This is a genomic window from Pseudomonas sp. R4-39-08 (genome assembly GCF_003852275.1).
Classification (GTDB): domain Bacteria; phylum Pseudomonadota; class Gammaproteobacteria; order Pseudomonadales; family Pseudomonadaceae; genus Aquipseudomonas.
In genome coordinates this window covers 2,908,147-2,935,082 of record NZ_CP027733.1, presented here as the reverse complement: position 1 = coordinate 2,935,082, position 26,936 = coordinate 2,908,147, and the positions used below count along the sequence as shown (strand labels likewise).

General features: G+C 62.1%; 15 protein-coding genes and 3 pseudogenes. 8 read left to right on the top strand and 10 right to left on the bottom strand.

Going from position 1 to position 26,936, the window contains the following annotated elements; all coding sequences use genetic code 11:
• Positions 1 to 550: 550 nt before the first annotated feature.
• On the top strand, positions 551 to 823 hold the full coding sequence (locus C4J88_RS13380; RefSeq protein WP_124407189.1) for a DUF1652 domain-containing protein: 273 nt from the start codon (positions 551 to 553) through the stop codon (positions 821 to 823).
• Positions 824 to 962: 139 nt separating this feature from the next.
• Here C4J88_RS13380 and C4J88_RS13375 read toward each other — a convergent pair whose 3' ends face one another.
• Positions 963 to 3,410 carry a UvrD-helicase domain-containing protein gene (locus C4J88_RS13375; protein ID WP_124407188.1) on the bottom strand — a complete coding sequence of 816 codons (2,448 nt, stop codon included), beginning with the start codon at positions 3,408 to 3,410 and terminating at the stop codon, positions 963 to 965.
• 217 nt (positions 3,411 to 3,627) lie between these two features.
• Here C4J88_RS13375 and C4J88_RS13370 point away from each other — a divergent pair, with 217 nt between their 5' ends.
• Complete coding sequence (locus tag C4J88_RS13370) at positions 3,628 to 4,323, top strand: pirin family protein (RefSeq protein WP_124407187.1); 696 nt, start codon at positions 3,628 to 3,630, stop codon at positions 4,321 to 4,323.
• A gap of 126 nt (positions 4,324 to 4,449) precedes the next feature.
• Here the strand turns inward: C4J88_RS13370 and pgm are convergent, their stop codons facing one another.
• The 4 genes from pgm to C4J88_RS13350 all read right to left on the bottom strand — a co-directional run bounded on the left by pgm (position 4,450) and on the right by C4J88_RS13350 (position 10,786).
• Complete coding sequence (gene pgm, locus C4J88_RS13365; protein ID WP_124407186.1) at positions 4,450 to 6,093, bottom strand: phosphoglucomutase (alpha-D-glucose-1,6-bisphosphate-dependent); 1,644 nt, start codon at positions 6,091 to 6,093, stop codon at positions 4,450 to 4,452.
• A gap of 108 nt (positions 6,094 to 6,201) precedes the next feature.
• Positions 6,202 to 7,605, bottom strand: coding sequence for a PLP-dependent aminotransferase family protein (locus C4J88_RS13360; RefSeq protein WP_124407185.1), 1,404 nt, complete (start codon positions 7,603 to 7,605; stop codon positions 6,202 to 6,204).
• Positions 7,606 to 7,641: 36 nt separating this feature from the next.
• Positions 7,642 to 9,060 (bottom strand): hypothetical protein, encoded by a 1,419-nt coding sequence (locus C4J88_RS13355; RefSeq protein WP_124407184.1) that lies wholly within the window; start codon positions 9,058 to 9,060, stop codon positions 7,642 to 7,644.
• A gap of 703 nt (positions 9,061 to 9,763) precedes the next feature.
• Positions 9,764 to 10,786 carry a zinc-dependent alcohol dehydrogenase family protein gene (locus C4J88_RS13350; protein WP_124362828.1) on the bottom strand — a complete coding sequence of 341 codons (1,023 nt, stop codon included), beginning with the start codon at positions 10,784 to 10,786 and terminating at the stop codon, positions 9,764 to 9,766.
• A gap of 269 nt (positions 10,787 to 11,055) precedes the next feature.
• Here C4J88_RS13350 and C4J88_RS13345 point away from each other — a divergent pair, with 269 nt between their 5' ends.
• Positions 11,056 to 11,970, top strand: coding sequence for a LysR family transcriptional regulator (locus tag C4J88_RS13345; RefSeq protein ID WP_124367023.1), 915 nt, complete (start codon positions 11,056 to 11,058; stop codon positions 11,968 to 11,970).
• Positions 11,971 to 12,134: 164 nt separating this feature from the next.
• On the opposite strand, the pseudogene C4J88_RS28095 reads toward C4J88_RS13345, so the two are convergent.
• The 5 genes and pseudogenes from C4J88_RS28095 to C4J88_RS13330 form a co-directional block, all read right to left on the bottom strand.
• A pseudogene (locus tag C4J88_RS28095) lies at positions 12,135 to 12,473 on the bottom strand (ATP-binding protein); the annotation flags it as partial.
• A gap of 518 nt (positions 12,474 to 12,991) precedes the next feature.
• A pseudogene (locus C4J88_RS28090) lies at positions 12,992 to 13,280 on the bottom strand (response regulator transcription factor); the annotation flags it as partial.
• A gap of 246 nt (positions 13,281 to 13,526) precedes the next feature.
• Positions 13,527 to 14,576: pseudogene (locus C4J88_RS28085) on the bottom strand (sensor histidine kinase); the annotation flags it as partial.
• A 1,294-nt stretch (positions 14,577 to 15,870) separates the two neighbouring features.
• A complete protein-coding gene (locus C4J88_RS13335; RefSeq protein WP_124407182.1) occupies positions 15,871 to 16,968 on the bottom strand; it encodes an ABC transporter substrate-binding protein in 1,098 nt (365 codons plus the stop codon).
• Positions 16,969 to 17,245: 277 nt separating this feature from the next.
• Positions 17,246 to 19,054, bottom strand: coding sequence for an ABC transporter ATP-binding protein (locus C4J88_RS13330; RefSeq protein WP_124408619.1), 1,809 nt, complete (start codon positions 19,052 to 19,054; stop codon positions 17,246 to 17,248).
• Between the two features lie 247 nt (positions 19,055 to 19,301).
• Here C4J88_RS13330 and C4J88_RS13325 point away from each other — a divergent pair, with 247 nt between their 5' ends.
• From C4J88_RS13325 to C4J88_RS13305, 5 genes are read left to right on the top strand one after another with little or no spacing between them, the layout of a single operon-like run.
• Positions 19,302 to 21,722, top strand: coding sequence for a TonB-dependent siderophore receptor (locus C4J88_RS13325; RefSeq protein WP_124407181.1), 2,421 nt, complete (start codon positions 19,302 to 19,304; stop codon positions 21,720 to 21,722).
• Positions 21,723 to 21,767: 45 nt separating this feature from the next.
• Positions 21,768 to 23,381 carry an ABC transporter substrate-binding protein gene (locus tag C4J88_RS13320; protein ID WP_124408618.1) on the top strand — a complete coding sequence of 538 codons (1,614 nt, stop codon included), beginning with the start codon at positions 21,768 to 21,770 and terminating at the stop codon, positions 23,379 to 23,381.
• Positions 23,378 to 24,328: an ABC transporter permease gene (locus C4J88_RS13315; RefSeq protein ID WP_124407180.1), complete on the top strand. Its 951-nt coding sequence runs from the start codon at positions 23,378 to 23,380 to the stop codon at positions 24,326 to 24,328. The genes C4J88_RS13320 and C4J88_RS13315 overlap by 4 nt, the downstream gene beginning before the upstream one ends.
• Positions 24,329 to 24,331: 3 nt before the next feature.
• Positions 24,332 to 25,216 carry an ABC transporter permease gene (locus tag C4J88_RS13310; protein WP_124407179.1) on the top strand — a complete coding sequence of 295 codons (885 nt, stop codon included), beginning with the start codon at positions 24,332 to 24,334 and terminating at the stop codon, positions 25,214 to 25,216.
• Positions 25,213 to 26,826 (top strand): ABC transporter ATP-binding protein, encoded by a 1,614-nt coding sequence (locus C4J88_RS13305; RefSeq protein WP_124407178.1) that lies wholly within the window; start codon positions 25,213 to 25,215, stop codon positions 26,824 to 26,826. Before C4J88_RS13310 ends, C4J88_RS13305 begins: the two co-directional genes overlap by 4 nt.
• The last annotated feature ends 110 nt before the right edge of the window (positions 26,827 to 26,936 follow it).

Sequence of the window (26,936 nt, the reverse complement as noted above, 5' to 3'; positions counted from 1 at the left end):
AGTCTTTGTTCGATAGGAACCTCGCGGGCGAGGATAGTCCTATCACTCACCTCTTTTGAAGGCGTAAGAAAACTGACACAATTTGAAATCTTTCGTCTACACATATTTCAGCAGCGAAAAGCTGACCCGCAGGCAACTTGGAGAAGTCGCGCGCCGCGTTTGTTGGGGACGGTTGTATTTGAACGACCAAATAGCCCAAAGTGATATTTAAATATTAAATACCCGTAAGCAGCTTTAGTTGAGCGCCGTATTTAATGGATCCAATATATTGTCACGGTGTCATTAGCGACATTAAAGAGCCACTACTTGTAAGTAATAGACTCCGCTGTCCCCTTTTTACCGGGACATACGCTCGTTGTTTATCCACACATTGGGGCATGACCTGGACACCCTGGGGTTTGGGACATGATCCAGGTCAATGTCCGTTCAAAGAACCGCCGAACGGGCCTGAAAAAGTCGCGCCGTGCTTGCCAACGAATGCTATTTTGGGTGCTCGACGCCATGGCTATTGAAGGGCCTGGCCCCTGCCGCGAGCTAAAGGAAGCGCTCAATGAACAAGGTGGGCACTATGAACAAAGTGACATTCCCCAACGCGTGCCAGCTGATGCGCTGGCATTTTCATCCGATGGGCTTCGAAGGGAGCATGGACGCCCCCGGTAGCATGGTTGCCCGCCTGTTCGACCGGGCCAGCGGCGAGACGCTGATCGCGATCGCTGGCATTCCCTGCGCTACGGTGATGAACGCCGCCGATGTGGAGCGAATCATTGAGGCGGTGGAGGCTGAGCTGGAGTGTTTTGTGCCGCCTCTGTCGTTGCGGGCCTGAACGATTGCCCCAAACCAGTGAGATCCAACTGTGGGAGGGGGCTTGCCCTCGATAGCGTTGGGTCAGTCATTACAAGGTCGAATGACACACCGCAATCGGGGGCAAGCCCCCTCCCACATTTAGATCGCCTTCATGCCGATTAACCGCGTTGATCGTCGAAGAATGCTTTCCTGCCGTCTACTCGCTCCGACGCCTTTGGCACATTCACCGCCTGGCCTTCCGCCTTTTCCACATACCAATAACAGTGGCTGACCGCTCGAGTGATGCCGACATAGGCCAGGCGCAGCACTTCGTCTTTTTGGGCGTTGTCGTACGCCTCGCTGTCGCCGTCCCTGCCCAGGCCCGCCATGCGGTAGACCTGGTTCTTGTAAGGCGAGCTGGTCAGGTGTTGGCAGTCCCCGAGTAGAAACACCGCATCCGCCTGCAGGCCTTTGGCGCTGTGGTAGGTCAGCTGTTTCAGCCTGCGCGCCTGCGGTGGCAAACTCGAATCCAGATTAACTACCGCCTGAATATGCTCTTGTATCAACAGCTTATCGCTGCTTTTTCGATACAGCATTAATACTGTATCGCCCCGCTGATAGTGCTCGATCAACTGCCGGGCCAACGCCGCATCGTCGCGCTCCAGCACCATCACCGGCACCAAGGGCCTGGGCTCGCCAGCGGCCTTCGCCTTCTTGCCGGGAATGGCCGGGGCACTGCGCACGATGTGCTCGGCAGCGTCGATGATGTGTTGGTGGCTGCGGTAATTCTCACTCAGCATGACGCGGGTGGTGCTCGGCGAGGTGAACTCCTTGTTGAATTCCATGAAGTACTTGGGCGAGCTACCGCGCCAGCCATAGATGGACTGCCAGTCATCCCCTACGCACAGCAACGATGAACGCTGCGCCCCGCGACCAACGTGCATGGCCGGGCCACGGCTGCGGATTTCACGCAGGCTGGCGCGGATCCACGAGACGATCTGCGGCGACACATCCTGGAATTCGTCGATCATCAGGTGCGACATCGGCCGCAGCAGCGCATCGCTGAGCAGCTTGAGATTCTCGGGGGTGTTTTCGCCAAACAACGAAAACATGCGGTTGTAGGTCATGATCGGCGGCGATTGCTCAAGCAAGTGGTCTTCCAGGGCTTTCCAGAAAATACCCAGGGCCTCGAAGAACAAGCGGTCCGGATCGTCTTTGGCGAAGCTCATCCGGCCCACGGCGGTGGACACATCCAACCCGAGGTTCTCGATAAAGCCGGCGGCCATGACGAAGCTGTCGAGGAGCGGCGCCGAGGCAAGCTCGCCCTTGACCTTGTAATCAAACCCGGGCCCGGCCGTGGCATCGCCCGCCAGGCAACTTAACAATCGCTTTGAAGATTCATAGCTTTCTATCCATATCAATGGCTTACGACAGAAAGCTTGAAACAGAGTGCGCTTTACCGCCCACTCTGCGCGCACGGATAGCTTGGCATTTGGCCGACTGATCTGGGGGTTTTCCCGCGAATCGAAGCCCAGCACTACCCAGGCGTCCAGTTCAGGGATATAGCCATGGCAGTGAAACTGCGCGCCATTGATCTCAAACGTTTGCCGGCTCGGTTCGATGCCCTTGATGGGCCAGGCGCCAGCACGAAACCACAGGTCCTCGATGACGTCACAGAGTTCTTCGTCACGCTTGGCCGCCAATTCCGTGACCGCCACGCGCTTTTGCACATCGGGATGATCACGCTCCAGTTCCTTGAGCTGCAGCCCATGGCGTGCCAGCGGTGCGATCAACTCGCGAAAACGCGCATGGCGGCCGTGCAAGCGGTGGTAACACGCGTTCATCTGCTGGCGCTGGGCGTCGTTGATGCGCAGGTCGAACGGGTTGCTGTCGGCATCCTCGAACCCGGCGCTGAGGTTCTCGAAGGCTTGCAGTCGCTCAAAGCCCGGCAGGCTGCGCACCATCGGCAGGATGCGTGAGTGAAAGGTGCGCACCACCGCCTGGGCCTCTTTATGGTCAAGGGGTTGGCCCCATAAGCTGAGAATGTGCATGAGCTTTTGGATGAAGTCTTTGCGCGATTCGCGAGTAAACGTCACCACGGTCATCGAACTCAACTCGAAGCCCAGGTAATGGGTGAGCAGCAGGATGCGCAGCACCAGAGAGGTCGACTTACCCGCGCCGGCACCGGCAATCACCGAAGTGGACGGCGTGTCGCTGAAGATCATCTTCCACTGCGCCGCACTGGGCTGGGCGTGTGCCGGCAGCAAACGTGCGACGTCGGCCTTGATGCGCTTTTTTATGTCAGCCGTGAGCGGCAATCGCCAGTCATCGAACAGGCTGTCATCAATGCCTGGCGCACGGGGTTCATCGGACCGGAAATCGCGGATCAGCAAGACTTGCCGGCCCTCCTCCAACCCGTCCGCCTTGCCCTCGCGGTAACCATATTCCACCCCGGCTTCATGCCCGCTGCGAAAACCGTCGGCCTGGCCATGCAACCACGAAAACCGGTGCTGAGCGCGCAAACGCGTGAGGCCGTGGCCGAACAGGCGCGCGGCAAGCCGTTTCAGTAGCGGCATTTCAGCCAGGGGGCGCAGTTCAGGGGGCAGATCAGGCTGTGGGTGCGGCACGCGGACTCCTGCGATGAGCTAGGGTTTTACAGTGCGCCATGGTCGCCGGAATTGCCGCTCAGTTCCAGCCAAATGCTTTGATCTCATGCGGTTAGGCGATGAAGTGAAAGTTGATACCTGAAATAAACATCAAATAAACAGATAGGAATCAGGCATTTTTTACGCTTTTTATCGATCATGCACTGATAGACCATAGGGCTATCCACAGGAGACGATCATGCTTGTACTTCGACCCTTCAACACCCTGGGCGGCGCCCACCATGGCTGGCTCGACGCCCATCATCACTTTTCATTTGCCGAATACCATGACCCCGAGCGTATGCACTGGGGCAACCTGCGGGTGTGGAACGACGACATCATTGCGCCGGGCAGCGGCTTCCCGCAGCACGCACACCGCGACATGGAAATCATCACCTACGTGCGTGAAGGCGCGATCAGTCATGCCGACAACCTGGGCAACAAGGGCCGTACCGAGGCTGGCGACGTACAGGTGATGAGCGCTGGCACCGGGATCGCTCACAGCGAATACAACCTGGAAGCCACGCCGACCGAGATCTTCCAGATCTGGATCATCCCGAATGAGGCCGGCCTGCCGCCCTCCTGGGGCGCCAGGCCGTTCCCACAGGGTGCGCGCGTAGGCTTCGTGACCCTGGCCAGCGGCAAGGCCGGAGACACGCAAAGCCTGCGCATTCGTGCCGATGCACGCCTGGTGGCGGCTAATCTGAAGGCCGGGGAAAGTGCCGAGTATCGGCTGGACAGCGGCCGCCGGGCGTACCTGGTGCCGGCAACGGGGACGATTGAAGTCAACGGCTTGCGTGCACAGGCTCGAGACGGGGTGGCGGTTGCGGATGAGCAGGTGTTGCGGGTGACGGCGATTGAAGACAGCGAGATTGTGTTGGTTGATCTCGCCTGATCTCAAGCCTTGTTGGCCTCTAATGTGGGAGGGGGCTTGCTCCCGATGGCGGTGAATCAGCATCGAATATATCGACTGACACATCGCCATCGGGGGCAAGCCCCCTCCCACATGGGTGTTGCGTGATTACTGGGAGATCGCTCCGTCTACCAGTACCTGAGCCTCTTCCACCAGCTGCTTGAGGTGATCTTCGCCGATAAAGCTCTCGGCATAGATCTTGTAGATGTCCTCGGTGCCCGATGGACGGGCGGCGAACCAGCCGTTTTCGGTCATCACTTTCAAGCCGCCGATCGCCTGGTTGTTACCCGGCGCGTGGCTGAGGATCTGCTGGATGCTTTCGCCGGCCAATTGCGTGGACGTCACCTGCTCCGGCGACAGTTTGCCCAGCAGGGCTTTTTGCGCTGGCGTGGCCTTGGCATCGACGCGGATGGCAAAGGGTTCGCCGAGGGCGTCGGTCAGGCCGCGATAGATCTGACTCGGGTCCTGGCCTTTGCGCGAGGTCATTTCGGCCGCAAGCAAAGCCGGGATCAGGCCGTCCTTGTCGGTGCTCCAGACCGTACCGTCCTTGCGCAGGAACGAAGCCCCGGCGCTTTCTTCGCCACCAAACCCCAGCGAACCATCAAACAAACCGTCAGCAAACCATTTGAAGCCCACCGGCACTTCGTACAAACGCCGACCGATGCGTGCGGCGACGCGATCGATCAGGCCACTGCTGACCACAGTTTTACCCACCGCCGCATCGGCGCGCCAGTCAGGACGGTTCTGGAACAGATAATCGATGGACACCGCCAGGTAGTTATTCGGCGCCAACAGCCCGCCGGACGGGGTCACGATACCGTGACGGTCGTGGTCCGGGTCGCAGGCAAACGCCACATCGAAGCGCTCCTTGAGGCCGATCAGGCCCTGCATGGCGTAGCTGGAAGACGGGTCCATGCGGATCTGGCCGTCCCAGTCGACGCTCATGAAGCGGAAAGTAGCGTCGACTTCGGTGTTGACCACCTCCAGGTTCAGCCGGTAGTGCTCGGCAATCGCCGACCAGTAGCGCACCCCTGCTCCGCCCAGCGGGTCGACGCCCAGGCGCAGGCCGGCGCTGCGGATGGCGTCCATGTCGATCACATTGACCAGGTCGGCCACGTAGCTGTTGAGGTAATCATGCCGGTGCGTGGTATCGGCCTTCAGCGCCTGGGCGTGGGTGATGCGCTTGACCCCGGCGAGCTTGTTGGCCAGCAGCTCGTTGGCCTTGGCTTCGATCCACTTGGTGACATGGGTATCGGCCGGGCCACCGTTAGGCGGGTTGTACTTGTAGCCGCCACTTTGCGGCGGGTTGTGGGACGGCGTGATGACGATACCGTCCGCCAGCCCGCTGGTGCGGCCACGGTTGTAGCAGATGATCGCGTGGGAAATTGCCGGCGTGGGTGTGTATTCGTCGCCCTCGGCGAGCATCACGTGCACGCCATTGGCGGCGAGCACTTCCAGCGCGCTGGCGCCGGCCGGCGTCGACAGTGCGTGGGTGTCCAGGCCGACAAACAACGGGCCGTCGATGCCCTGGGCCTGGCGGTACAGGCAGATGGCCTGGCTGATCGCGAGCACATGCCGTTCGTTGAAGCTCAGCTCGAACGAGCTGCCACGGTGCCCGGAGGTACCAAAGGCCACGCGCTGGGTGGAGATCGCTGCATCAGGCTGGCCGGTGTAATAGGCCGTGACCAGTCGCGGGATGTCCACCAGCAACTGGGCTGGCGCCGGCTTGCCCGCAAAAGGACTGATAGTCATGCATAAACCTCGAGAAAAATAAGGATTCGGAAAAATGACAGTTTACGGTGACTTGGACTACGGCGCGACGGTATCGATCCCACAACTAATATAGAAATTTCATACGCGTCAAATCTGCGCCTGCTGCAGTGCCTCGGCCAATGCATCCAAGGCGATGTCCAGGTTCGGGTGCCCGCTGAACGCATGCCCCAGGCGCATATGCTGGTGATGCAGACCGCTGAGACTGAACAGCTCACCGGGGGCGATCACCACCTGCTGCGTGACCATGCGCTGGAACACATGGCGCATGTCCACTGCCGCCGTCGACTGCAACCAGAAACTCGCGCCGGCGACGGGCATCCGATAGCTCACCCGCCCCTCCAGACGCACCTCCAGGCGCAGGCTCATGGCCAAGGCCTGCTCACGCAGGCGCTGGCGTAACGTCTGCACATGCTGGTCATACCGTCCGCTTTCGTACAAGCGGGCAATGGCGCGCTGACGAATCGACGACAACCGGAATGCACGCAATAAAAACTGACGCTGCAGCTCGCGGCTCAGCTGGCGCGACAGTACAAAACCAAACGGTGCTTCCGGGCCAAGGATCTTCTCGAACGAGGAGAACACTATCAGCCGTTCAGGGTCGACCAGGTGCCGCAGGGGCACGGAGGACGGTGCGAAGCTCAGTTCGCCAAAGGTGTCATTCTCCAGCAGCCAGCAGCCGAATCGGTCCAGCAACTGCGCCACCTGCATGCGCTCCTGAACCGACAGCACACTGCCCGACGGCATGCTCACCGCCGATGACAGCACCACCAGGTGCACCGGCTCGTGGCTGAGCAGGTGTTCAAAGGTGCTCAGATCGAAGCGGCCGTCGGCGAGCCAGGGCAATTCGATTACCCGCACGCCGGCCCCCTGCAACAGGCGCAAGACCAGGTAATCGCAGGGTGATTCGGCCACCACCACGGTGCCCTTGAGGCCCAGGGCGTCAATCAGGATCTCCAGGACGCCACGCACGTCGGCGCCGATATACACCTCGTCCGCCTGCCAGCAGCGCGTGGGCGATGAGGTATAACGTGCCGCCAGCGCCGCGCGCAGCTCCCAGACGCCGCAGGGTTGCGAGTGGGTTTGCAGGTGGTGCGGATAGCGGCGGATCAGTTGGCGCTCCAGTGAAAGCAACGCACCATCGAGTGAGCCCAGCAGCGCCGGTTCGTCGCCACTGAGTACCACCATGCCAGGCCGCCGCGCTGCCGCGTAAAGGCGCTCAAGCAAGTCCCCACTCGTGGCCACTGGCGCGTTGGCGGCCACCGGCCAGGCAAAGTAGCCGGACTTGGCCACCGAGTAGATCCGCCCTTCCTTTTCCAATATCGAGTAGGCGTACTGGATCGTCGAGATCGATACCTTCAAGCGGGTCGACAACTGCCGCAGGGACGGCAGCTTTACCGGTTTTTCCAGGCTGACTTCGTTGATCAGGTTGATCATGTAGCGATACACCGCCTGGTAGGCAAAATCCGCTTGCCGCTCCCCGCGCAGTTTCATGAGCGCCCGCCCGGGTTCGCACGCACAGGCACGCGGCTAACGCCCCGACACTTGCGCAATCTGCGCCTGCGCCCCACGCCGTTTGCGCGCCTGGGTACCACGACCCGCCTGCTGAGGACGCTTGCGGTACAGGTTTTGTAACAGAGGCAATGGCAGGCCGCTGGTGTCAATCAGCCACTGCTGCAGCATATCTGCGGCGGGCTTGCCCTGCAGCGCCTTGTGCAACTCGGGAAGCCCCACCAGCATGCCGGGGTGGCATTGGCGCAGGTAACCCTCGAGGCGCTCGCCATGATGGATGAAGGGCGAGAACAACAGGCAAGTCAACTGGCCCTCGTCCAGGCCGAAGAATTCCTGGGCATAGGTCGTCGACAATATGCGCCCATCGTGGCCGCCCAATGCGTCGATCAAGGTGTCTGGAATGTGTCGACGGCTCATCGCGTCCCTCGCCTGCCGCACAAAAGCCTCGACGCCTTCGCCGTAGGACAGCTCACGCAGGCATTGGGCCTGCAACCCGTGCAGATGCGCCATGAGCAACGGGTTGGGATAGTCAGGATGACTGAAGTGAAAGTCGAACGGGTCCGGTTTGTGGGCCAGGAACTCGGTGAGCAGCGGTGACGCGGCAACGTCGACCTCGTCGAGCAGGTCGGCAACCCCGATATAAGCCACATGGCGGTGCCCGCCACGGCCCGGGCTCTGGGCCTCCACGTATTGCTCGCCGTAGAGGTCGCGGTAGCAACCGGTACTCCATTCTTCCATGCGCGCAAACAGAATGTTGAGCGACGCGGGCCGGCGCGGCGGGACAGCGACACCCGCGGCCAGGGCCGAACGCTTCAGCCAGGCCAGGTATTGGCTTTGCTTGCGCGCAGTGTCGCCGCTGACCAGCGCATGCACGCCGCCGTTCCACGTGCTCACACGCTGGTAGAAATCCCCCAGGGCCAGGTAAGTGTCAGTGCACAGCGTGGCACGCACGTCCCCGGACGTCAGGTGCCCGATCATCAGCCGGTCGCGTTGGTTGACCTCACGACCGGCGCTGGAAGCGGGCCGCTGATGATTGAAAGGCTGCACCTCCTGATTTTCCACCATCAGGACCTCCACCCGAGGGTCATCGTGAAAAAACAGCGCGCTATAGCCCTCATTCAACCTGCCCAGTGTGGCCTGGGTCATCCCTGCATGCCGCAGCGTCGCCACGCGCAGGTGAAAGGTCTTGGGCGTACGGCCGGCGATGCTCAACTGCGCCGCGCGCAGCAGCGCCAACGTATAACTGCTGACTTCGCCGCCGCCGTGGGCGATCAATACTTTATAGGTACCCACATGTTCCATGCCGCCTGCCGCCACCACGATTCGCTGGATCAACAATTGAAGTGCAGTCCGTTCGGCGCGTGTGAAGTGCCCCATCAAACGTTGCAGAACTTGCTGATAAACATAGTTCATGGCTTGTTCGTGAATTGCGCTCATTGTTCTACTACCTGAGTTGAAATATCAGTTTCAAGCAACTCTGCGACGTCGTTGCCTGACCCATTACATCTGTAGGTCTGTCTTGCGCGGCAGGGCATAAGAATGATTAAACATTAGCAGCCTGCTACAAAATTACCGGAGCGGACACCCGAGTCGCGGGCAACCCGTCCCACAGACAGACGCGCTAACCCGCAGTCGCGTGTGCTCAAGTGGCAGCTCCTAGGAATGTTCCGACACTATCCTACAGCGCGTTAACTAATTAATTAGCGAAACCTCCGACAAATAATAAATCACCCACTTAATCTGGCTTCTTGCAAGAAGAAGGGATGTTTCGAACGTTTTTTTCGACGGGCAAGGTAACGCCTCGTTAGTTTACTGATGCAAGACAGTAATGTCGGGCAGCTGATCATTGCTCAATCCTTGAGATGATGGTTAAGCCGCAATTATCGGCACTCAACTAATGATTAATAGATACAGAACCGCGCAGGAAAGCAGTTCAGATGATCTGCGGCGCGAACTTCAGTGACGCCCACACAACAGCGCCGCGCTGGATTTCAGGGCGGCATAAGGGCCAGAGGTATTGTTTGCAGGGCGCAACGCCCTCGGAGTGGCTCAACCCTTTCGCGGGTTAAGCCCTGACAAATGGCGCATCTGCTGCATCCGCGCAGACGCTGGAGTATTCATTTGCGAATACTCCTACAGCTCAAACAGCTTCAACCTGCAACGCAACTCGTTCGCGGCACGGGCATTCGTCCATATAGCGGTGGGCTTCGACGAATTGACTGAACGGAAACACCGTGGTTTTCAACGGCACCAGTACCCGGTCGGCAGTCAGTTGGTTGATATCCCGCAAGGCGCGCTGCAACGCAACCTGGTCCTGAATGATGCCCAACTCCGGCTTGCCGGTGAAGTTGCCGATGCAATGCACGAAAAACTGAATATTCTTCTGGAACGCGGCGCAGGCCGGGAAAGGTGTCTGGTTACCGCCTTGCAGGCCATATAACACCAGGCTGCCACGCGGCGCCAGCACATCACCGAGCAGCGACATCTGCGGCCCGCCCAGGCCGTCGAACACCACATCGACTCCACGGTCACCCGTGATTTTGTTGATTTGCATGAGCAGGTCCTGCTCTTCGGTGACGATGACCTTTTCCGCCCCCAACGACAGCAGGTATTCACGCTCCGCGCTGTCTTTGGTCGCGGCAATCACCCGTACCCCCAAGGCTTTGCCCAACTGCACGAACGAAGGCCCGGCGCAGTGGCTGGCATCGGTCACCAGAGCAAATTGCCCAGGCTTGACCCGCGCCAGGTCCATGTAGGCAAAGTAGGCAATCAGCAGCGGCGTGTAATGCACACTCGCTTCAATGGGGCTCAAGACATCCGGGTAACGGGTCAGGGCCGAACGGGGCAGGACGATCTGCTCGCCATACACCGGGTAATCGTTAGGACTTTCGGCAGGAAAACTGGCGACCTTGTCGCCCACCGCCAAGTCATCCACGCCGTCGCCCAGGGCGACAACCACGCCGGCCATTTCATGACCCAGGCCAGACGGCAGGCGTGCATGGGACGACGCCAGGTTCTGGCGCCACAAAACGTCGTACCAGCTGATACCAATCGCGTCGACACGCACCTGCACTTCGCCCGGTGCGGGCTGCGCGGTTGCATGCTCTTCGCATTTGAGCACCTCGGCCGGACCAAACTTGTGAAAACGAATCGTGCGGGACATCGCAAACCTCGTCAAAGTAACCTCTAATGCCATGAACTCTATCTGGGCTTTCCCGGTAAGACCACCGGTCGCCATTAATAGTCGACATGTCTGTCATTGATTCCGCATGTGAGGCATAGACCTCAGCTATCGTAGGAAAACTCAATTATCTTGTGCAGAGTACCAGCCTTTCCCCGTAAGATTCATGCCGGTCATGCTTCTGAACGGAACCTTGGAGGTTCTGGATATGGCCGCTCTCGTCAAGTTCGCTGACTCTTCCAGGACACAAGATGAACCGTAACGACCTGCGTCGTGTCGACCTTAACCTCTTGATCGTATTCGAAACCTTGATGCACGAGCGCAGCGTGACCCGCGCCGCCGAGAAACTGTTTCTCGGCCAGCCGGCCATCAGCGCGGCCTTGTCACGCCTGCGCGGGCTGTTTGACGACCCGCTGTTCGTACGCACCGGGCGCAGCATGGAACCAACGGCCCGCGCCGTGGAAATCTTCGCCCTGCTCTCCCCGGCCCTGGACTCGATTTCCACCGCCGTCAGCCGCGCCGCCGAATTCGATCCAGCTACCAGCACTGCGGTATTCCGTATCGGCCTGTCCGATGACGTGGAATTCGCCCTGCTGCCGCAATTGCTCAAACGCCTGCGCGCCGAAGCCCCCGGCATCGTGCTGGTGGTGCGTCGCGTCAACTACATCCTGATGCCCGGCTTGCTGGCCTCCGGCGAAATATCCATCGGCGTCAGCTACACCGCCGACCTGCCGGCCAATGCCAAGCGCAAGGTCCTGCGCCGCAGCCTGCCGAAACTGCTGCGCGCCGACAGCGTACCCGGCCCACTGAGCCTGGACGACTTCTGCGCCCGCCCGCATGCCTTGGTATCGTTTGCCGGTGACCTGAGCGGGTTTATCGACGAAGAGCTGGAAAAGCTCGATCGCAAACGCCACGTCGTGCTGGCCGTGCCGCAGTTCAATGGGCTGGGCACGTTACTGGCAGGCACCGACATCCTCGCCACCGTACCGGATTACGCGGCAGAGGCGCTGACCTCGGCGGGGGGTTTGCGAGCTGAAGACCCGCCGCTGCCGGTGCGTTCGTTCGAACTGCATATGGCGTGGCGTGGGTCGCAGGATAATGATCCGGGGGAGCGGTGGTTGCGGTCGCGGATTCAGATGTTTTTTGGGGACCCCGATAGCTTGTAATGGAATTCCACTAAAGTCCAAAAAAGCCTTTATTAACATAAGGTTATGTCGAAATTTAATTCATTCACGTCCGCCCAGTTCCACTGGACTCCAGCGCCCATGGGGCAAGATTTTCCTTCTCTGGGCAGGCTGGCACAGCGTGTAATCCATTTTTCCACTGTTCATCACTGACTCAGCGAAGCATCAATGGGGATATCCAGGGTAAACGTGGCGCCTTGTCCGGCGCCGTCGCTGTGTACAGTCAAGCGGCCACCCATTTCCTGCGCAGCCAGTGCACAGCTGTGCAGGCCGAAGCCGTGGCCCTCTTTGCGCGTGGTGAAGCCATGCGAAAAGATCCGCGCCAGGTGTTCTGGCGTAATCCCGCTGCCGTTGTCGGTCACCGAAATACGCAGCCCTGATGAGTCAACGAGGGCGGCATCGAGCGTGACGCATGGGCTGCGATCGGCCACGCCTTCCACCGCGTGCTTGGCATTGCTGATCAGGTTCACCAGAATCAGCAGCACACGGTGACGGTCCAGCGCGAGCAGAGGCACATCGGCAATTTCCTTGACCACCGTCACCCCCTGACGCTCCAGCGAGCCGGCGCTCATGCGCAAGGCATCATCGATTAATGCGCTGACCGACACTGTCTCCACGACACTGACAGCAACCGCATAGGACTGCTGGGCAGCGACAATGGTTTTGATGTGGTCAATACCCTTGGTGAGTTGCCCGAGCTCTTCGACAATGCCTTTTTGCTCTGCCGTCACCACCCGCGCCAGCTTGAGCAGGTAGTCGGGCAGCATCTTGCCTTTGGGGTCCTGGGTAAGAAAATCGCTCAGGTCGTTGACGTGTTCGTTCATCAGTTGAGCGACCTTGCCCAGGCCATGGACTTTGGATGCGCGCAACTGGTTGCTGACCAGGTCTGCCGAAACGTTCACGCTGTTGAGGACGTTGCCGACGTTGTGCAGCACAGCCGTGGCGATTTCGGCCATGCCCGCCTGGCGCGATTTGGCATGCAGTTCGCTTTGCACCTGGCTCATGCGCAGCGCCGCGCGAACGCGAGCCTTGAGCTCCAGCGGCGAGAAGGGTTTGGCGATGTAGTCATCGGCGCCACTTTCCAGCCCTGAAACGCAGGCGTCACCGCCGCCGCGGGCGGTCACCAGGATTACGGGCAAATGGGCAAAACCGGTGCTGGCCTTGATTCTGGCGGTCAGGCCGAAGCCGTCGAGCAGCGGCATCATCACATCCGAAACGACGACATCGATCGGTCGACGCTGCAGGAGCGCCCAGGCCTGCTCTCCATCCGTTGCGGTGGCGACACTGTAGTCGTCGTGCAAAAGCTCGGTGAGATAGCTGAGCATTTCCGGGCTGTCGTCTACCACCAGCACTCTGGGCCGCGAGGCGTGTTCCGGGGGCTGCTCCTCGCCTGCGTCTGGCGTTGGAGCGCCCTGGTGGCCGTCGTCAAAACGCAGGTGGCGCTGCTCGGTTGAGCTTGTTGTGCTCAGTGACGGCTGCTCGTACAGAGTGCCGCCTTCGGTCGCTACCCTGTCTTGCTCGGCCCCCAGCGGAAGTCGAACAAAGAAACACGAGCCCCGTCCGGGCTCGCTGTTGACGCCGACTTCGCCGCCCATCAATTCGACCAAATCCTTGACCAGGGCCAGGCCGATGCCTGTGCCGCTGTAGTGGCGCGTGGCGGAATTATCGATCTGGGAAAAGCGCTGGAACAGCAGCGGCAGTTTGTCGGGCGCGATGCCAATCCCCGAGTCGTGCACTGCCAGTTCAAATCGCTCGCCATCGATCGGCGTCACTGCCAGGTGCACCGTACCGCCAGCAGGCGTGAACTTGATGGCATTGCTCACAAGGTTGAGCAGGATCTTCTCGAAGTGTCGGGGGTCCAGGAACGCGGTGCCGAGCGCGGGGTCGATGCTGCAGGTCAAGGTGCAACCCTTGCCCTCGGCCACCATGGCGGCATCCTCGGCCAGCACCCCCACCGCTTTGTTCAAATCAACCGACGTTGGACACAACTCAAACTTGCCCGCTTCAGCCTTGGAGAAATCGAGGATATCGTTCACCCGGTTCATCAGGCGCAGCGCATTGCGTTGGGCGCGCTCGATCTGCACGCGCCAATCCACGGGCGGGGTGGCCGCCGCCGAGAGCTGCTCCAGGGGCGCGAGAATGAGGGTCAGGGGGGTGCGCAATTCGTGGCTGACCGTGGCCACGAAATCGCTCTTCGCCTGGTTGGCCGTCTCGGCCTGGTTGCGCGCCTGGATAAGTTCGACGGCTTGCGCTTCCAGCACTTCGGTCTGTTGGTGCAGCGTATCGGTGCGTTCGGCGACCATTCTCTCCAAAGAGGCCTGGACGTGCTGTCGCTCGGTTTCGGCCTCGGCCTCCAGCACCCGGATGCGCAGGGCATTCTCCTGGAACACCCGAACGGCGCGGGTCATGATGCCAATCTCGTCGCCGCGTCCGACGCTGGCGATCTCGGCATGCAGGTCGCCGGCCGCAAGCCGACGCATGACCGAGGCCAGTGCCACGATGGGCTGCGCGACAAATCGCGACGTGCTCCAGGCAATGGCGCCGGCCAGCAGGATGGCGACGATAACCGCAATGATCGTCGCAAGCATGCCGCGATCATTGTGGACCAGGGCGTCGGAGCGCGCTTGACCCGCGAAGCGCGCAACCAACAGGCCGGCGCTGCGGGCCTCGTTGCGAACCTGGTCGCGCGCGTCGCTCAAGGCGTTGCTCGCCTGATGGAACCTGGCGAATGCCGCCCGGTAGCCGGCAATCTGCTCGTTGACAGTCAGCGGCGTAGCCGTGGCTTGCAGCCCCACGGAGGAAGGAAGCACCCGAGAGAGACGGAGTAGCTCGTCCAGGAGGGTGCCGACGGCGCCGGCGATCTCGGCCGACGGTGACAGACGAAACGACAGGGTCTGCGCTTCCAGGGTCGCCACACGCTCGGCGAAACGCTTGGATAACGCCGCTGCATTGTGCAGCAAACCGGTGGCTGCCTGAATGTCGCTGGCGTCATGGGCAACGTCCCCATCCACATCACTCAACAGCGCCTCGAGGCGCCCGGCCACATCTCCCACGGCGGAGAGATGCCGCAAAACTTCCTCTGCGCGTAGCCTGGGTGCCTCGCCAAGACGCTCTATCGCCACACTGGCAGCCGCGAGCGCCGCGGCCAACTGGTCGAGGACCTCGCTCTCCTGTGGCGTCCCCATCACCTCGCGCAACTGTTCGACCAGGGGCTGGAGTGCCGCGCAGGCATTACGCACCGCAGTCGCGGCGCCCCCGTCACCGGTCACCAGCATCCTGGCCACGTTGGCGGTGATGAGCCGTTCGCCGTTGCGCAGGACATCGAGGATGCGGTGGGCACTTTCGATGTTGCTCACCCGCGCCTGGTGCTCAACGGCGCGAGCGTCGACCGCCTTCAACCCATCGGCGATGCCCTGTTCGACGAGGGTCGTCGCCTCTCGCATCCGGCCGTAATGGGCGGTCATGTTCTCCGTTTCGCCATCCATGGTCAGGCTCGCCGCGCGCAAGGCGGCGATCGCGGCGGCGAGCCGCTCCAGACTGCCCTTGAGCGATTCCGCCTCGGCCGCCGGAATGGCGGTGAGGCCAGCGATAGCCGTCGCCACCCTGCCCTCGGCCTGGGACAAGCTTTCCTGATCGCGGGTGGCAATGAAGTTTTCCACCCGCCCGGTGGCCGCGTTGACCGACGCCAGAATTTCTGCGGAATGACTGGCCGAGTCCACCGCGCGTACCATGCCTCGCAAGCCGTAGAGGTTCACCAGAGACACCGTCAACATCAGGAACACCAGGGCGGCGACCGCCAAGCCAATTTTGACGGCAATGGGCCGATCACTGACGGGTTTGAATATCAACATGGCGCCCCGCAGCCGCGCCCCCCGCCCGCCACTACTTCGCAACTTCCGGCAAAGGTGCCGGCGGCGCCGTGTGGTTGGCGGCCGCGTCGATCATCGCCGCAACGGAAGCCTGGCTGTAGAGCGGATTGGCGGCGCCGCCCACCGGCATTCTGGCGAGCCAGGCGTCGAGGTCTTTCGCATCGATACGCACCAGCGGTACTTCGACGAACTTCGGCACCTGCTTGCCCGCCAGCACCTGCTGGGCCACCCAGAACCCCACCTGGGAGACACTTGGAGAAGCGGAAACGGAGACGGTCTCGTAGCCGTTGGCATCGCGCTCCTGTTGCCACAGGGTGAGTTCGTCCTGACGATTCCCCATCACGATGATCGGCAAAGGGCGCCCCGCCGCCTTGAACGCCATGGCCGCGCCATAACCGTCGCCCCCCTGAGTAGCAACGGCATCAATGTCGGGCAGCGATGGCAACGCCAGCGCCACCTCCTTGCGTGCGACAGACTCCGTCCAGTTCCCGTACACGGTCTTGGCGAACCTCAGGCCCGGATAGTCACTGGCGGCCTTGCGAATGCCGTCGCTGATATTTTTATCGGTGGCATCGCCGGCAATGCCGCGGATTTCCAACAGTGTCCCTTTGCCCTTGAGGCGCTCGGCAATGTAATCCACTTCCACGCGGCCCATGGCGGACCAGTTGTAGTCCACCGTATAGACACAGGGTTCGGTGACCAGGCTGGCCATGACCACCACCACGATGCCGGCGTTGCAGGCATCGCGGATCACCCCGTTGAGGGCCGTGTCGGACGCGGCCAGGATGACGATGGCGTTGACGCCGTTGACGATCATCTCCTGAATATGGGCCGCTTGTTCCGAGGCCGAGTTATTGGCGCTGACCACCGGAGCCTCGCGGATCAAGCCTTCTTTTTGCGCCTGGAGCGCAATCTCCTGCCAGTTGCGCACCATCACCTTGCGAAAATCACTGCCTGCGTAGGAGTTGCTGAAGGCAATGCCATAGCTTGCGGTAGGGCCGCCGGCGATACCACCGTCGGCGGCCTGGACCGGGTTGGCGGCAATCATCACTAGCCCACCCAGGCAGCCGGCAAAGCGCCACATGATTGTGTGGATCGGTTGAGCCTTCATGCCGTCCTCCATCGCGCCCGGGATTGACCCACCGTCATCCCTCTACACCTGCCGACAGCCTGTCGATGAAGCCATTTCAGCGGGTCGGACTGCTCGTTCGGCCAGTGCAACAATAGAACCGGGTATGAAGAACCAGACATGTACAGACTCCTTTCCTTGGCGGACGACAACTGAAGCCAGTACATGGCCTGAGGTGGGAATGAGCATAGTCTCAACAGACCTGCTGCGCGCGAAATCGAGCTGACTCCCCCCATGGACTGGACGAGCGCTCGGGGATCTAGCGATACCCCCGCGCCTGGACATCGAACAACTCGGCATAGCGCCCAGCCGCCGCCATCAGCTGGTGATGGCTGCCCTCCTCCAGGATTCGCCCGCCGTCCAGCACGATGATGTGGTCGGCATTGCGCACGCTGGAGAATCGATGGGAAATCAGCAACGTCATGCGGCCCTTGGCGTGTTCGCGAAAGTGCTCGAACACCGCCGCCTCGGCGCCGGCGTCCAGCGCGGCCGTGGGCTCGTCAAGAATCAGCAGATCCGCCTCCTGGCGCATATACGCGCGTGACAAGGCAACTTTCTGCCATTGGCCACCCGACAACTCCTGGCCGCCAAGCCAGCGCCCTAACTGTGTGCCGTAGGTTTTGCTCAGGCGCTCGATGAATTCGGCGGCCACCCCCTGGGTTGCGGCAGTGCGCCAGCGCGCCTCGTCGTTCAGCGCATCGACGTCACCCACTCCAAGGTTCTCGCCGACGGTCATCTGGTAGCGGATGTAATCCTGGAAAATCACCCCAGTGCGCTGGCGCAGTGTCTGTTCATCCCAGTCTTGCAAGTCGCTGCCATCCAGCAGAATGCGCCCCTCGTGCGGGGTGTAAAGGCGCGTGAGCAGTTTGATCAGGCTGGTTTTGCCCGAGCCATTTTCGCCCACCAGAGCCAGGCTTTGCCCCGGCGCCAGGTGCAGGTTGATATCAGTCAATGCCGGCCGCTCAGCGCCTGGGTAACTGAACCCCACGTGCTCGCAGCGCAGACCGTCGCCGGGACGCGCGCCCTGGGTAAGCCGGCCACTTGGCACGACCACCGGGGTTAGCAGGTACTCATAAAGGTCCGACAGAAACAGACTGTCGTCATACAGGCCGGCAATCGCGCTGAGGCTGGCGGTGATCGCGCTTTGCCCCTGCTTGAACAGCACGATGTACATGGTCATCTGTCCCAGGCTGGTCTGGCCGCGCACGGTGTCCAGCACCACCCAGGCGTAAGCCACATAAAACGCCGCGGTGCCCAGCAGGCCCAGGGCAAAGCCCCAGGCATCCCGGCGCACCGTCAACTGGCGGTCTTCGGTGTACAAGCGCCGGGCGTTGTCGCGGTAGCGCTTGAGGAACAGCGGCGCCAGGCCGAACAGCTTGACCTCTTTGGCATGGGTCTCGTGGGACAGCAGCGATTCCAGGTAATTCTGCTGACGGGTCTCGGGCGCGCGCCGGTGGAACAGGCGAAACGCATTGCCCGAAAAATGCGTCTCGGCGAAGAACACCGGTAAGGCGCCGACCACCAGAATCACCAGCGCCCACGGCGAAAAGTGCACTAACAGCACGGCAAAGCTGATCAGCGAGATCAGGTTCTGCACCAGCCCCAGGCCCTTGGTGACCAGGCTCAGCGGCCGTGTCGACGCGCCCTGGCGCACGCGCACCAGCTTGTCGTGGAACTCTGCGTCTTCAAATTGCAGGAGTGAGAGGGTCTGGGCTTTCTCCAGAATCATCAGGTTGACCTTCACCCCCAACTGCACCCGCAGCAACGATTGCTGCATTGACAACGCGCGCTGGGCGGCGGCCAGCAGCGCCAACACGCCCGCCTCGGCCAGCACGTACTGCATCACTGGCCACACGGGCGCCTGGCTGCCGGCTGCGTGAATCTGCATCGCGTGCACTACGCCATCGACAATACGCTGGCCGATCCAGGCCGCCAGCGCAGGCAACAGACCGGCAACGATGGTGGCCAGCAGCAGGCCTATGAATAGGGATCGCGACGTCCTCCACACCAGCTTCAGTGCCCTGCGCGCCTGGATGGAAAACGCGCTCAATCGATTGAACAGCACCATGAATGGCATGGACTCCGTGTGGGGGCTGGGGTGAGACGGGTGGATTATGACAGGCGATGACGTCGCGCACATCCAACGGCCAGATAATAAAAATAGATGATCTTATTAAGCGGAAAAATAACATTATCTAATAATTAGCTTATTCCAAAAAAGACTTTCCCCGCAGTTTTTTATAGAGATATCTTCACCTCACAGACCGACCCCATGCCTGGCGGAGGACGTACTCCCGACATGGATCTCTCTCGATATGCCAGATATTTCTCTCCCCGCCCCGCTGAAAAAATTCCGCCTGTCGCTGTTGACCAGCTCGCTGCTGCTGGCGGCGGTGCCCGCCTGCGCCGAGGACGCCAAGCTCAGCACGGTAACCGTGATTTCCACCGGTTTGCGCGGCCAGGAGCGCACCGTCGCCGACAGCCCGGCACCCATTGATGTGATCAACAGCGAGCAGTTGCTCAAGACCGGCCGCGCCGAGTTGTCCGAGGCGATTGCCAAGCTGCTGCCCTCCTTCAACTTCGGCACCAATATCGCTGGCTACAACTCGGTGACTCGCCCGCTGAGCAACCGCAGCCTCGGCCCGGCCTACACTCTGGTGCTGGTCAACGGCAAACGGCGCCACAACGGTGCCACCGGCCAGCGCGGCTCGATCGACAACAGCGGCGCGAATGCCGTGGACATCGACCTGATCCCGGTCAGCTCGGTCGACCATATCGAAGTACTCAAGGACAGCGCCGCGGCCCAGTACGGCTCGGATGCGGTGGCTGGGGTGATCAACATCATCCTCAAGTCCACCAACAACGGCGGGCACCTGGAGACCAGCTATGGCCAGTTGTATTCCGGCCAGGGCGAAACCATCAAGGTCGCCGGCGACCAGGGTTTCAAGCTCGGCGATGGCGGCTTCTTCCACCTCTCGGCCGATGCGCGCAAACGCGGCGAAGCCTCCTGGAACGACAAGGCCGACAGCAGCGTACGTGCCTTCAACGATCCGGCCAAGGAAGCGGCATGGGATCGGGTGGCAATCAAGAACGGCGACCCCGACCTCAAGGCCTTCAATCTGGCCTACAACGCCGAGCTGGCGCTGGAAGACCTGACCCTTTATTCGTTCTCCACCTACGGCGAGCGGGACGCCGAAGCGGCCAACTATTTGCGCCTGCCCACTGGCCGCGCGGCGGTGCCCGAGGTGTTCCCCGACGGTTACTTCCCGCTGAACAACATCAAGGACCGCGACTACCAGTTGCTGTTTGGCGGCAAGGGCCAAGTGGCCGAGTGGAACTGGGACCTGAGCACCACCTACGGGCGCAACAGTGTGCACCACTCCAGCGACCTGAATATCAACCCGTCGCTGGGCACCGCCTCGCCGACCCAATTCGACAACCTGGCGACCTTCCGCTTCGAGCAATGGGTCAACAACCTCGACTTCACCCGCCGTTACGACAGCCTGTTCAACCTCACGTCGCCGGTGCAGGTGTCGGCCGGCCTGGAGCATCGCTGGGAGCATTTCAGCACCTTCGCCGGCGACCCCGAGGCCTACATCACCGGCACCTACCCGGCGGCATCGGGCGCACAGGCGGCGGTGACCATTCGCCCCGAAGATGAGGTCAGCCTGACCCGCAACAACTACGCCGGCTACCTGGACCTGGGCTTTGACCTCACCGAGCGCTGGTTCCTCGATGTGGCCGGGCGGGTCGAACATTACGACGATGACTCGGGTAACACCTTCGGCCTCAAGGTGAACTCGCGCTACGAGCTGACCGACAGCGTGGCAGTGCGCGGCACCGTCGGCACTGGTTTCCGTGCGCCGTCGCTGACCCAGATCGGCTACACCGTGGCGGACAACCGCGTGGCCACCGACGTCAACGGCAACGTGGTTCCGGCAGTCACCCGCCTGACCCCGTCGGGCAGCAACCTGGCCAAGGCGCTGGGTGGCGATGACCTGAAACCGGAGAAGTCGCGCAACCTCGGCCTGGGCCTCACCTGGCAACCCGCGCCGCGCACCAGCATCACCGCCGACGCCTACCTGATCGACATCGACGACCGCATCGCCCTGACCAGCAATATCTATGACCAGGGCAATGGCGCAGTCAACGCGATCCTCGCCGCCCAGGGCGTGCCCACCGGCACCTGGGTCAACTATTACACCAACGCCTTCGACACCCGCACCCGTGGCCTGGATGTGGTGGCCGACCACACCACGCCGCTGGATGCCTGGGGCGACGTACGCTGGAGCCTCGGGTTCAACTGGAACAAGACCACCATCGAAGGCGCCCGTGACACCCCGGCCGCACTGAACGGTTCCGGCGTGACCCTGGTGGGCCGCGACCGCGAGGGTGACCTCACGCAGGCGTCGCCCAAGACCAAGTGGATCCTCGGCGCGAACTGGAAGGCCCGGGACCTCGCGGTCAACCTGCAAACCGCCCGCTACGGCGCGGTCAAGACCCTGGCGGTCAACCCCACCGGGGATCGCAGCTTCGGCGCCAAATGGATCACCGACCTCGACGTCAGCTACACCTTCGTCGACAGCATCACCGTCAGCATCGGCGGCACCAACATCTTCGACGTGCGCCCCGACCGGCACGCCGTCTACAGCAACCTGGGCCTGGCGCCTTACGGCAACCCGCCGTTCTATCCGGGCGGCGGCTACTGGTACACAAAGCTGGCTTACGACTTCTGATTCACATCGCCAAACGAGGGCACCCCATTGAACACCTCCAACTTGATGAGCCGTCTGCTGGCCCCCTGCGCCCTGGCGATCAGCCTGGCCGCCTGCTCGCCTTCGGGTGACCAGGCGCAAGCGAACAAAACCCTGAATATTGCATTTTTTGGCGACAACACCACCCTGGTCAGCGTCGACCCGTTCCAGGTCTACTGGCTGGAACACCGTGTGCTGCTGCGCAATGTCGCCGAGTCGCTCACCGACCAGGACCCGGCCACCGGCAAGATCATCCCCTGGCTGGCCAAGAGTTGGGAGATCAGTGACGACGCGCTGACCTACACCTTTCACCTGCGCGACAACGTGACGTTCAGCAACGGCGAGCGCTTCGACGCAAAAGCGGTGAAAACCGCGTTCGACAGCGACAAGGCCCTGGCCACCGAGCTGCCGGCGACCTTCGGCGCCACCTACCTGGCCGGTTATGACCACGCCGAAGTGGTCGACGACTTCACCGTCAAGCTGGTACTGGCCAAACCCAACGCGGGCTTTTTACAAGCCACCTCGACCACCAACCTGGCAATTCTCGCGCCCGCGTCCTATGCACTCACGGTCAAGGAGCGCTCGCTGGGCAAGATCATCGGCACCGGGCCGTTTGTGCTGGCCAGCTATACCCCGGAAGTCGGCGCGCACCTGACCAAACGCAAGGGCTACGCGTGGCCCTCGGCGAATATGAAGAACCCGGGTGAGGCACACCTGGACGCCGTCGACATCAGCTACATCCCCGAAGAAAGCGTGCGCAACGGCCTGTTCCTGCAGGGCAAGGCCGACATCCTGTGGCCACGCAACCCGTTTTCGGAAGTCGACCTGAAGCTGTTCCAGTCCAAGGGCGCGACCATCCAGAGCCGTTCGCTGCCGGGCCCGGCGCTGAACCTGTACCCCAACACGCGTGGCGAACGCATTCTCGCCGATCAACACGTGCGCCTGGCCGTGCAGAAGTCCATCGACCGCAAGAGCTACGCCAGCACCGTGTATAACGCCGAGTTCCCGGTGGTGGACGGCATCTTCGACGTGACCACGCCTTACTTCAAAAGCCAGGGCAGCAAGCTCGGCTACGACCCGGCAGCTGCCGAAAAACTGTTGGATCAAGCCGGCTGGGCCAAGGGCGCGGACGGTTACCGCAGCAAAAACGGCAAGCGCCTGAGCCTGAGCTACAACATCAGCCCGGCCGAAACCGCGGGTGACGTGCTGATCCAGGACCAACTGCGCAAGGTCGGCATCGAGTTGAAACTCAGCGTGGTGACCCGCGCCGAATGGGTGGCCAACAACTCTGCCGGCAACTACGACCTGACCATCAACTACATGACCCGCGCCGACCCGATCATCCTGCAAACCATCCTCGACCCGCGCAGCGCCAACAGTTCCACCGTGGCCACTAACACCTACGAACCGGCCACCCTGGGAAAAGCCAAGGGCTTGTTCGATGCTGGCATTACGGCCACCCAAGGCGCACAACGTGCCGCCGCCTATGGCGACCTGCAGGACCTGCTGATCGACGAAAGCTCGGCGTTCCCGGTGTACGAGCGCGTGTGGCAGGCTGCGACGTCGGCCAAGGTGAAGAATTTTCGCTGGACCGCCGAGGGCTTCGCGCTGCTGGGTGATATCGAGATCGGCACGCCATGAGCCGCTACCTGATCGGCCGCGTCGGCCAGGCCCTCCTGGTGCTGTGGGGGGCCTATAGCATCACCTACTTCATCCTCTATCTGCTGCCGGGCGACACGCTGTCAATCATGCTCAGCGCCTCGGGCATGGAGGCCGATTCGCTGTCGGTGGCCGACCTCGCCAAGGCACGCGCCTATTACGGCCTGGACAAGGGCCTCTTCGAGCAATATGCCGACCTGCTACTGGGCACCTTGCACGGAGATTTCGGCCAGTCCCTGTCGCTGAACCGCCCGGTCGCCGAGTTGCTCGCCGAGCGCCTGCCGCAAACCCTGTCCCTGGCCGGCCTGGCGATTGTGTTGTCGCTGGTCGGCGGTGTCGGCCTGGCCTACCTGACCGCCTATATCCGCTGGCAACCGCTGAAAAAAGCCCTGGCGCGCCTGCCTTCCCTGGGGTTTTCGGTGCCGGTGTTCTGGATGGGCCTGTTGCTGATCCAGGTGTTCGCCTTCGGCCTCGGCTGGTTCCCCGCCACCGGCAGTCGGGGCTTTGAAAGCCTGGTACTGCCGGCGATCACCCTGGCGATTCCAAGTGCGGCGGTGTATGCCCAAGTGCTGCAGCGCAGCTTCCAGGACGTGTGGCAGGAGTCGTATATCGTCACCGCCTACGCCAAGGGCCTGAGCCGTGGCCAGGTGCAGGCCCGCCATGGGTTTCGCAACGCGGCGCTGCCGATTCTCACGCTGATCGGCCTGCAGGTGGGCAACACGGTGTCCGGTGCGGTGCTGGTGGAAACCATCTTCGCCCGCTCCGGCATCGGCCGCCTGGCCCAGGAGGCTGTGCTGCGCCAGGACATCCCGGTGGTGCTGGCGATTGTCACGGTGTCGGCGGCAGCCTTTGTGCTGGTCAACCTGCTGGTGGACTTGCTGTACCCGTGGCTCGACCCGCGCATCTCCCACACGCCAAAGGTGTCCTAGACCATGACTATCCTTGAGCAAAACCTCGGCCTTACGCCCCCACTCTGGCAACGCCGCACCCGCCGACAACGTGCCACGGCGGCGGTAATGCCCTTGCTGCGGCGACCGGGTTTCAGCCTGGCGGTGTTGATTGTGGTGTTTTCATTGCTGGCCGCCGTGGCGCCGCAGTGGTTGACCAGCTTCGACCCCTATGCCACCGCACCTGCGGTCAAGCTCACGGCGCCGAACCTGAGCTACTGGTTCGGCACCGACGAGCTGGGCCGCGACCTGTACACCCGGGTGGTCTACGGCTCCAGGCTGTCGGTGCTGGCGGCCTTGCTGGCGGTGGGGATCGCATTGTCGGGCGGGCTCGGGCTGGGCATTCTGTCCGGCTTTGCCGGTGGGCGTATCGATGCGGTGATCATGCGGTTTGTCGACGTGTTGCTCGCCCTGCCCGGCTTGCTGCTGGCCCTGGCGATTGTCACCGCCATCGGCTTCGGCACGGTGCCGGTGGCTATCGCCGTGGGCGTCGGGATTATCCCCGGATTCGCCCGCACCACCCGCGCCGAAGTGCTGCGGGTCAAGACCTTGCCGTACGTGGAAGCCGCACGCCTGGGCGGCGCCAGCTGGGGCCGCACCTTGCTGCGGCACATCCTGCCCAACGCGTGGGGCCCAGTGGCGGTACTGGCGACCCTGGATTTCGGTGCAGCCATCCTCGCCACCGCCGGCCTGAGTTTTCTCGGTTTCGGCGCCGCGCCGCCAGCCGCCGAATGGGGCACGTTGATCGCCAACGGTCGGCATTTTCTGATCACCGCCCCCTGGGTGTCGTTGCTGCCCGGCCTGTTCCTGGTCGCGGTGGTGTTCAGCCTCAACCACATTGCCCGCACGTTCGAGGAGGTTCAGCGATGAATGCTTTAGTTGATGTTCGCCAGCTTAGTGTCAGCTACCGGCACGGCAACCTGGCGGTAAACCAGCTGTCACTGACCATCGCCCAAGGCGAGACGCTGGCGATTGTCGGCGAGTCCGGCTCGGGTAAAACCACCCTGGCCAACGCGATTCTCGGCCTGTTGCCGGACAGCGCAACCATCAGCGCCGGCGAGCTGTGGGTGGACGGCAACAACCTCACCCACGCCGGCGAACGCCAGAGACGCGGTCTGCGCGGGCGCACCATCGGCCTGGTGCCTCAGGACCCGATGGTCAGCCTCAACCCGACCCTGCGCATTGGCCAGCAGATTGCCGAGGCGCTGATCCTGGCCAAGGGCAAGCGCTACCCCGGCGTCGATGCCGATATCGTCGAGCTGCTGCAACAGGTCGGTATCGACAAGCCGGTACTGCGCGCGCGCCAGTACCCGCATGAACTCTCCGGGGGCATGCGCCAGCGCGTGTTGATCGCCATCGCCCTGGCCGGCAACCCACGCTTGATCATCGCCGACGAGCCGACCAGTGCTCTGGACGTTACCGTGCAGCGCAAGATCCTCGACCACCTGCAACGGCTGGTCAGTGAGCGCGGGATCTCGTTGCTGATCATCACCCATGACCTTGGCGTGGCGCTGGATCGCGCCGACCGCGTCCTGGTGATGCAACAGGGGCAAGTGGTGGAGCAAGGGGCACCCCGGCAGATTCTCGGCGCGCCGCTGCATGACTACACCCGCGCCTTGATCGCCGCCGCGCCGGCGTTCGCCAAGCGCCGCCCGCCGCTGGCCCGACCGAACCCGACGCAGCCGCCGGTCCTGCAACTGCAAAACGTTGGCAAGACGTTCGCGCTGCCCCAGGTCAAGGGCGAAGACGCAACCTTTGTAGCGCTGGAGGACCTGAGCCTGCAGGTCTACCCCGGGCAGACCCTGGCGATTGTCGGCGAGTCCGGCTCGGGCAAAAGCACCGCGCTGCGCATCGCCCTTGGCCTGGAAAAACCCAGCCGCGGGCGGGTGTGGTTCGAGCAACAGGACGTCACCGACCTCAGCTGGCGCGACTTCCGCCCGCTGCGCCAGCGCCTGCAACTGGTGCAACAAAACCCGTTTGCCGCGCTGGACCCACGCTTCACCGTGTTCGACAGCATCGTCGAACCGCTGGTGTCGTTCGGCTTGCTCAAGGGCGCGGCCCTGGAACAGGCCGCGCGCGAGCTGATCAGTCGCGTGCATTTGCCGGTGAATTTCCTCGATCGCCTGCCGCGCGAGCTTTCCGGCGGCCAGTGCCAACGTGTCGCCATCGCCCGCGCCCTGGCGCTGAAACCGGATCTATTGCTATTGGATGAACCGGTCAGTGCCCTCGACGTGTCCGTGCAGGCGCACATCCTTGAACTGCTGCAAGAGCTGCAACGGGACATGGGCATCGCCTACGTGCTGGTGTCCCACGACTTGTCGGTGGTCGCCAACTTCGCCCATGAAGTGCTGGTGTTACGCAATGGCCGGGTAATTGAACAGGGCTCGGTGGAGCGCATCTTCAACCACCCGACCAGCGATTACACCCGTGAGCTGATTGGCGCCATCCCGGGCCAGCACGCTACCGCGAGCGCCGCCTGAGCGGCGCTTTACTCGGCAGCACAGTCGAAGCGCGCGGACATTTTTCATTGCATTACCACTTCGCATCCAATATTTCGCAACGGACAAAAGAGCTCCCCATCCTGCTGCGG

Coding starts and splice junctions, on each gene's coding strand:
- C4J88_RS13380 (WP_124407189.1), top strand. CDS start 551: ATGAACAAGGTGGGCACTATGAACAAAGTGACATTCCCCAACGCGTGC.
- C4J88_RS13370 (WP_124407187.1), top strand. CDS start 3,628: ATGCTTGTACTTCGACCCTTCAACACCCTGGGCGGCGCCCACCATGGC.
- pgm (WP_124407186.1), bottom strand. CDS start 6,093: ATGACTATCAGTCCTTTTGCGGGCAAGCCGGCGCCAGCCCAGTTGCTG.
- C4J88_RS13360 (WP_124407185.1), bottom strand. CDS start 7,605: ATGAAACTGCGCGGGGAGCGGCAAGCGGATTTTGCCTACCAGGCGGTG.
- C4J88_RS13355 (WP_124407184.1), bottom strand. CDS start 9,060: ATGAGCGCAATTCACGAACAAGCCATGAACTATGTTTATCAGCAAGTT.
- C4J88_RS13350 (WP_124362828.1), bottom strand. CDS start 10,786: ATGTCCCGCACGATTCGTTTTCACAAGTTTGGTCCGGCCGAGGTGCTC.
- C4J88_RS13345 (WP_124367023.1), top strand. CDS start 11,056: ATGAACCGTAACGACCTGCGTCGTGTCGACCTTAACCTCTTGATCGTA.
- C4J88_RS13335 (WP_124407182.1), bottom strand. CDS start 16,968: ATGAAGGCTCAACCGATCCACACAATCATGTGGCGCTTTGCCGGCTGC.
- C4J88_RS13330 (WP_124408619.1), bottom strand. CDS start 19,054: ATGGTGCTGTTCAATCGATTGAGCGCGTTTTCCATCCAGGCGCGCAGG.
- C4J88_RS13325 (WP_124407181.1), top strand. CDS start 19,302: ATGCCAGATATTTCTCTCCCCGCCCCGCTGAAAAAATTCCGCCTGTCG.
- C4J88_RS13320 (WP_124408618.1), top strand. CDS start 21,768: ATGAGCCGTCTGCTGGCCCCCTGCGCCCTGGCGATCAGCCTGGCCGCC.
- C4J88_RS13315 (WP_124407180.1), top strand. CDS start 23,378: ATGAGCCGCTACCTGATCGGCCGCGTCGGCCAGGCCCTCCTGGTGCTG.
- C4J88_RS13310 (WP_124407179.1), top strand. CDS start 24,332: ATGACTATCCTTGAGCAAAACCTCGGCCTTACGCCCCCACTCTGGCAA.
- C4J88_RS13305 (WP_124407178.1), top strand. CDS start 25,213: ATGAATGCTTTAGTTGATGTTCGCCAGCTTAGTGTCAGCTACCGGCAC.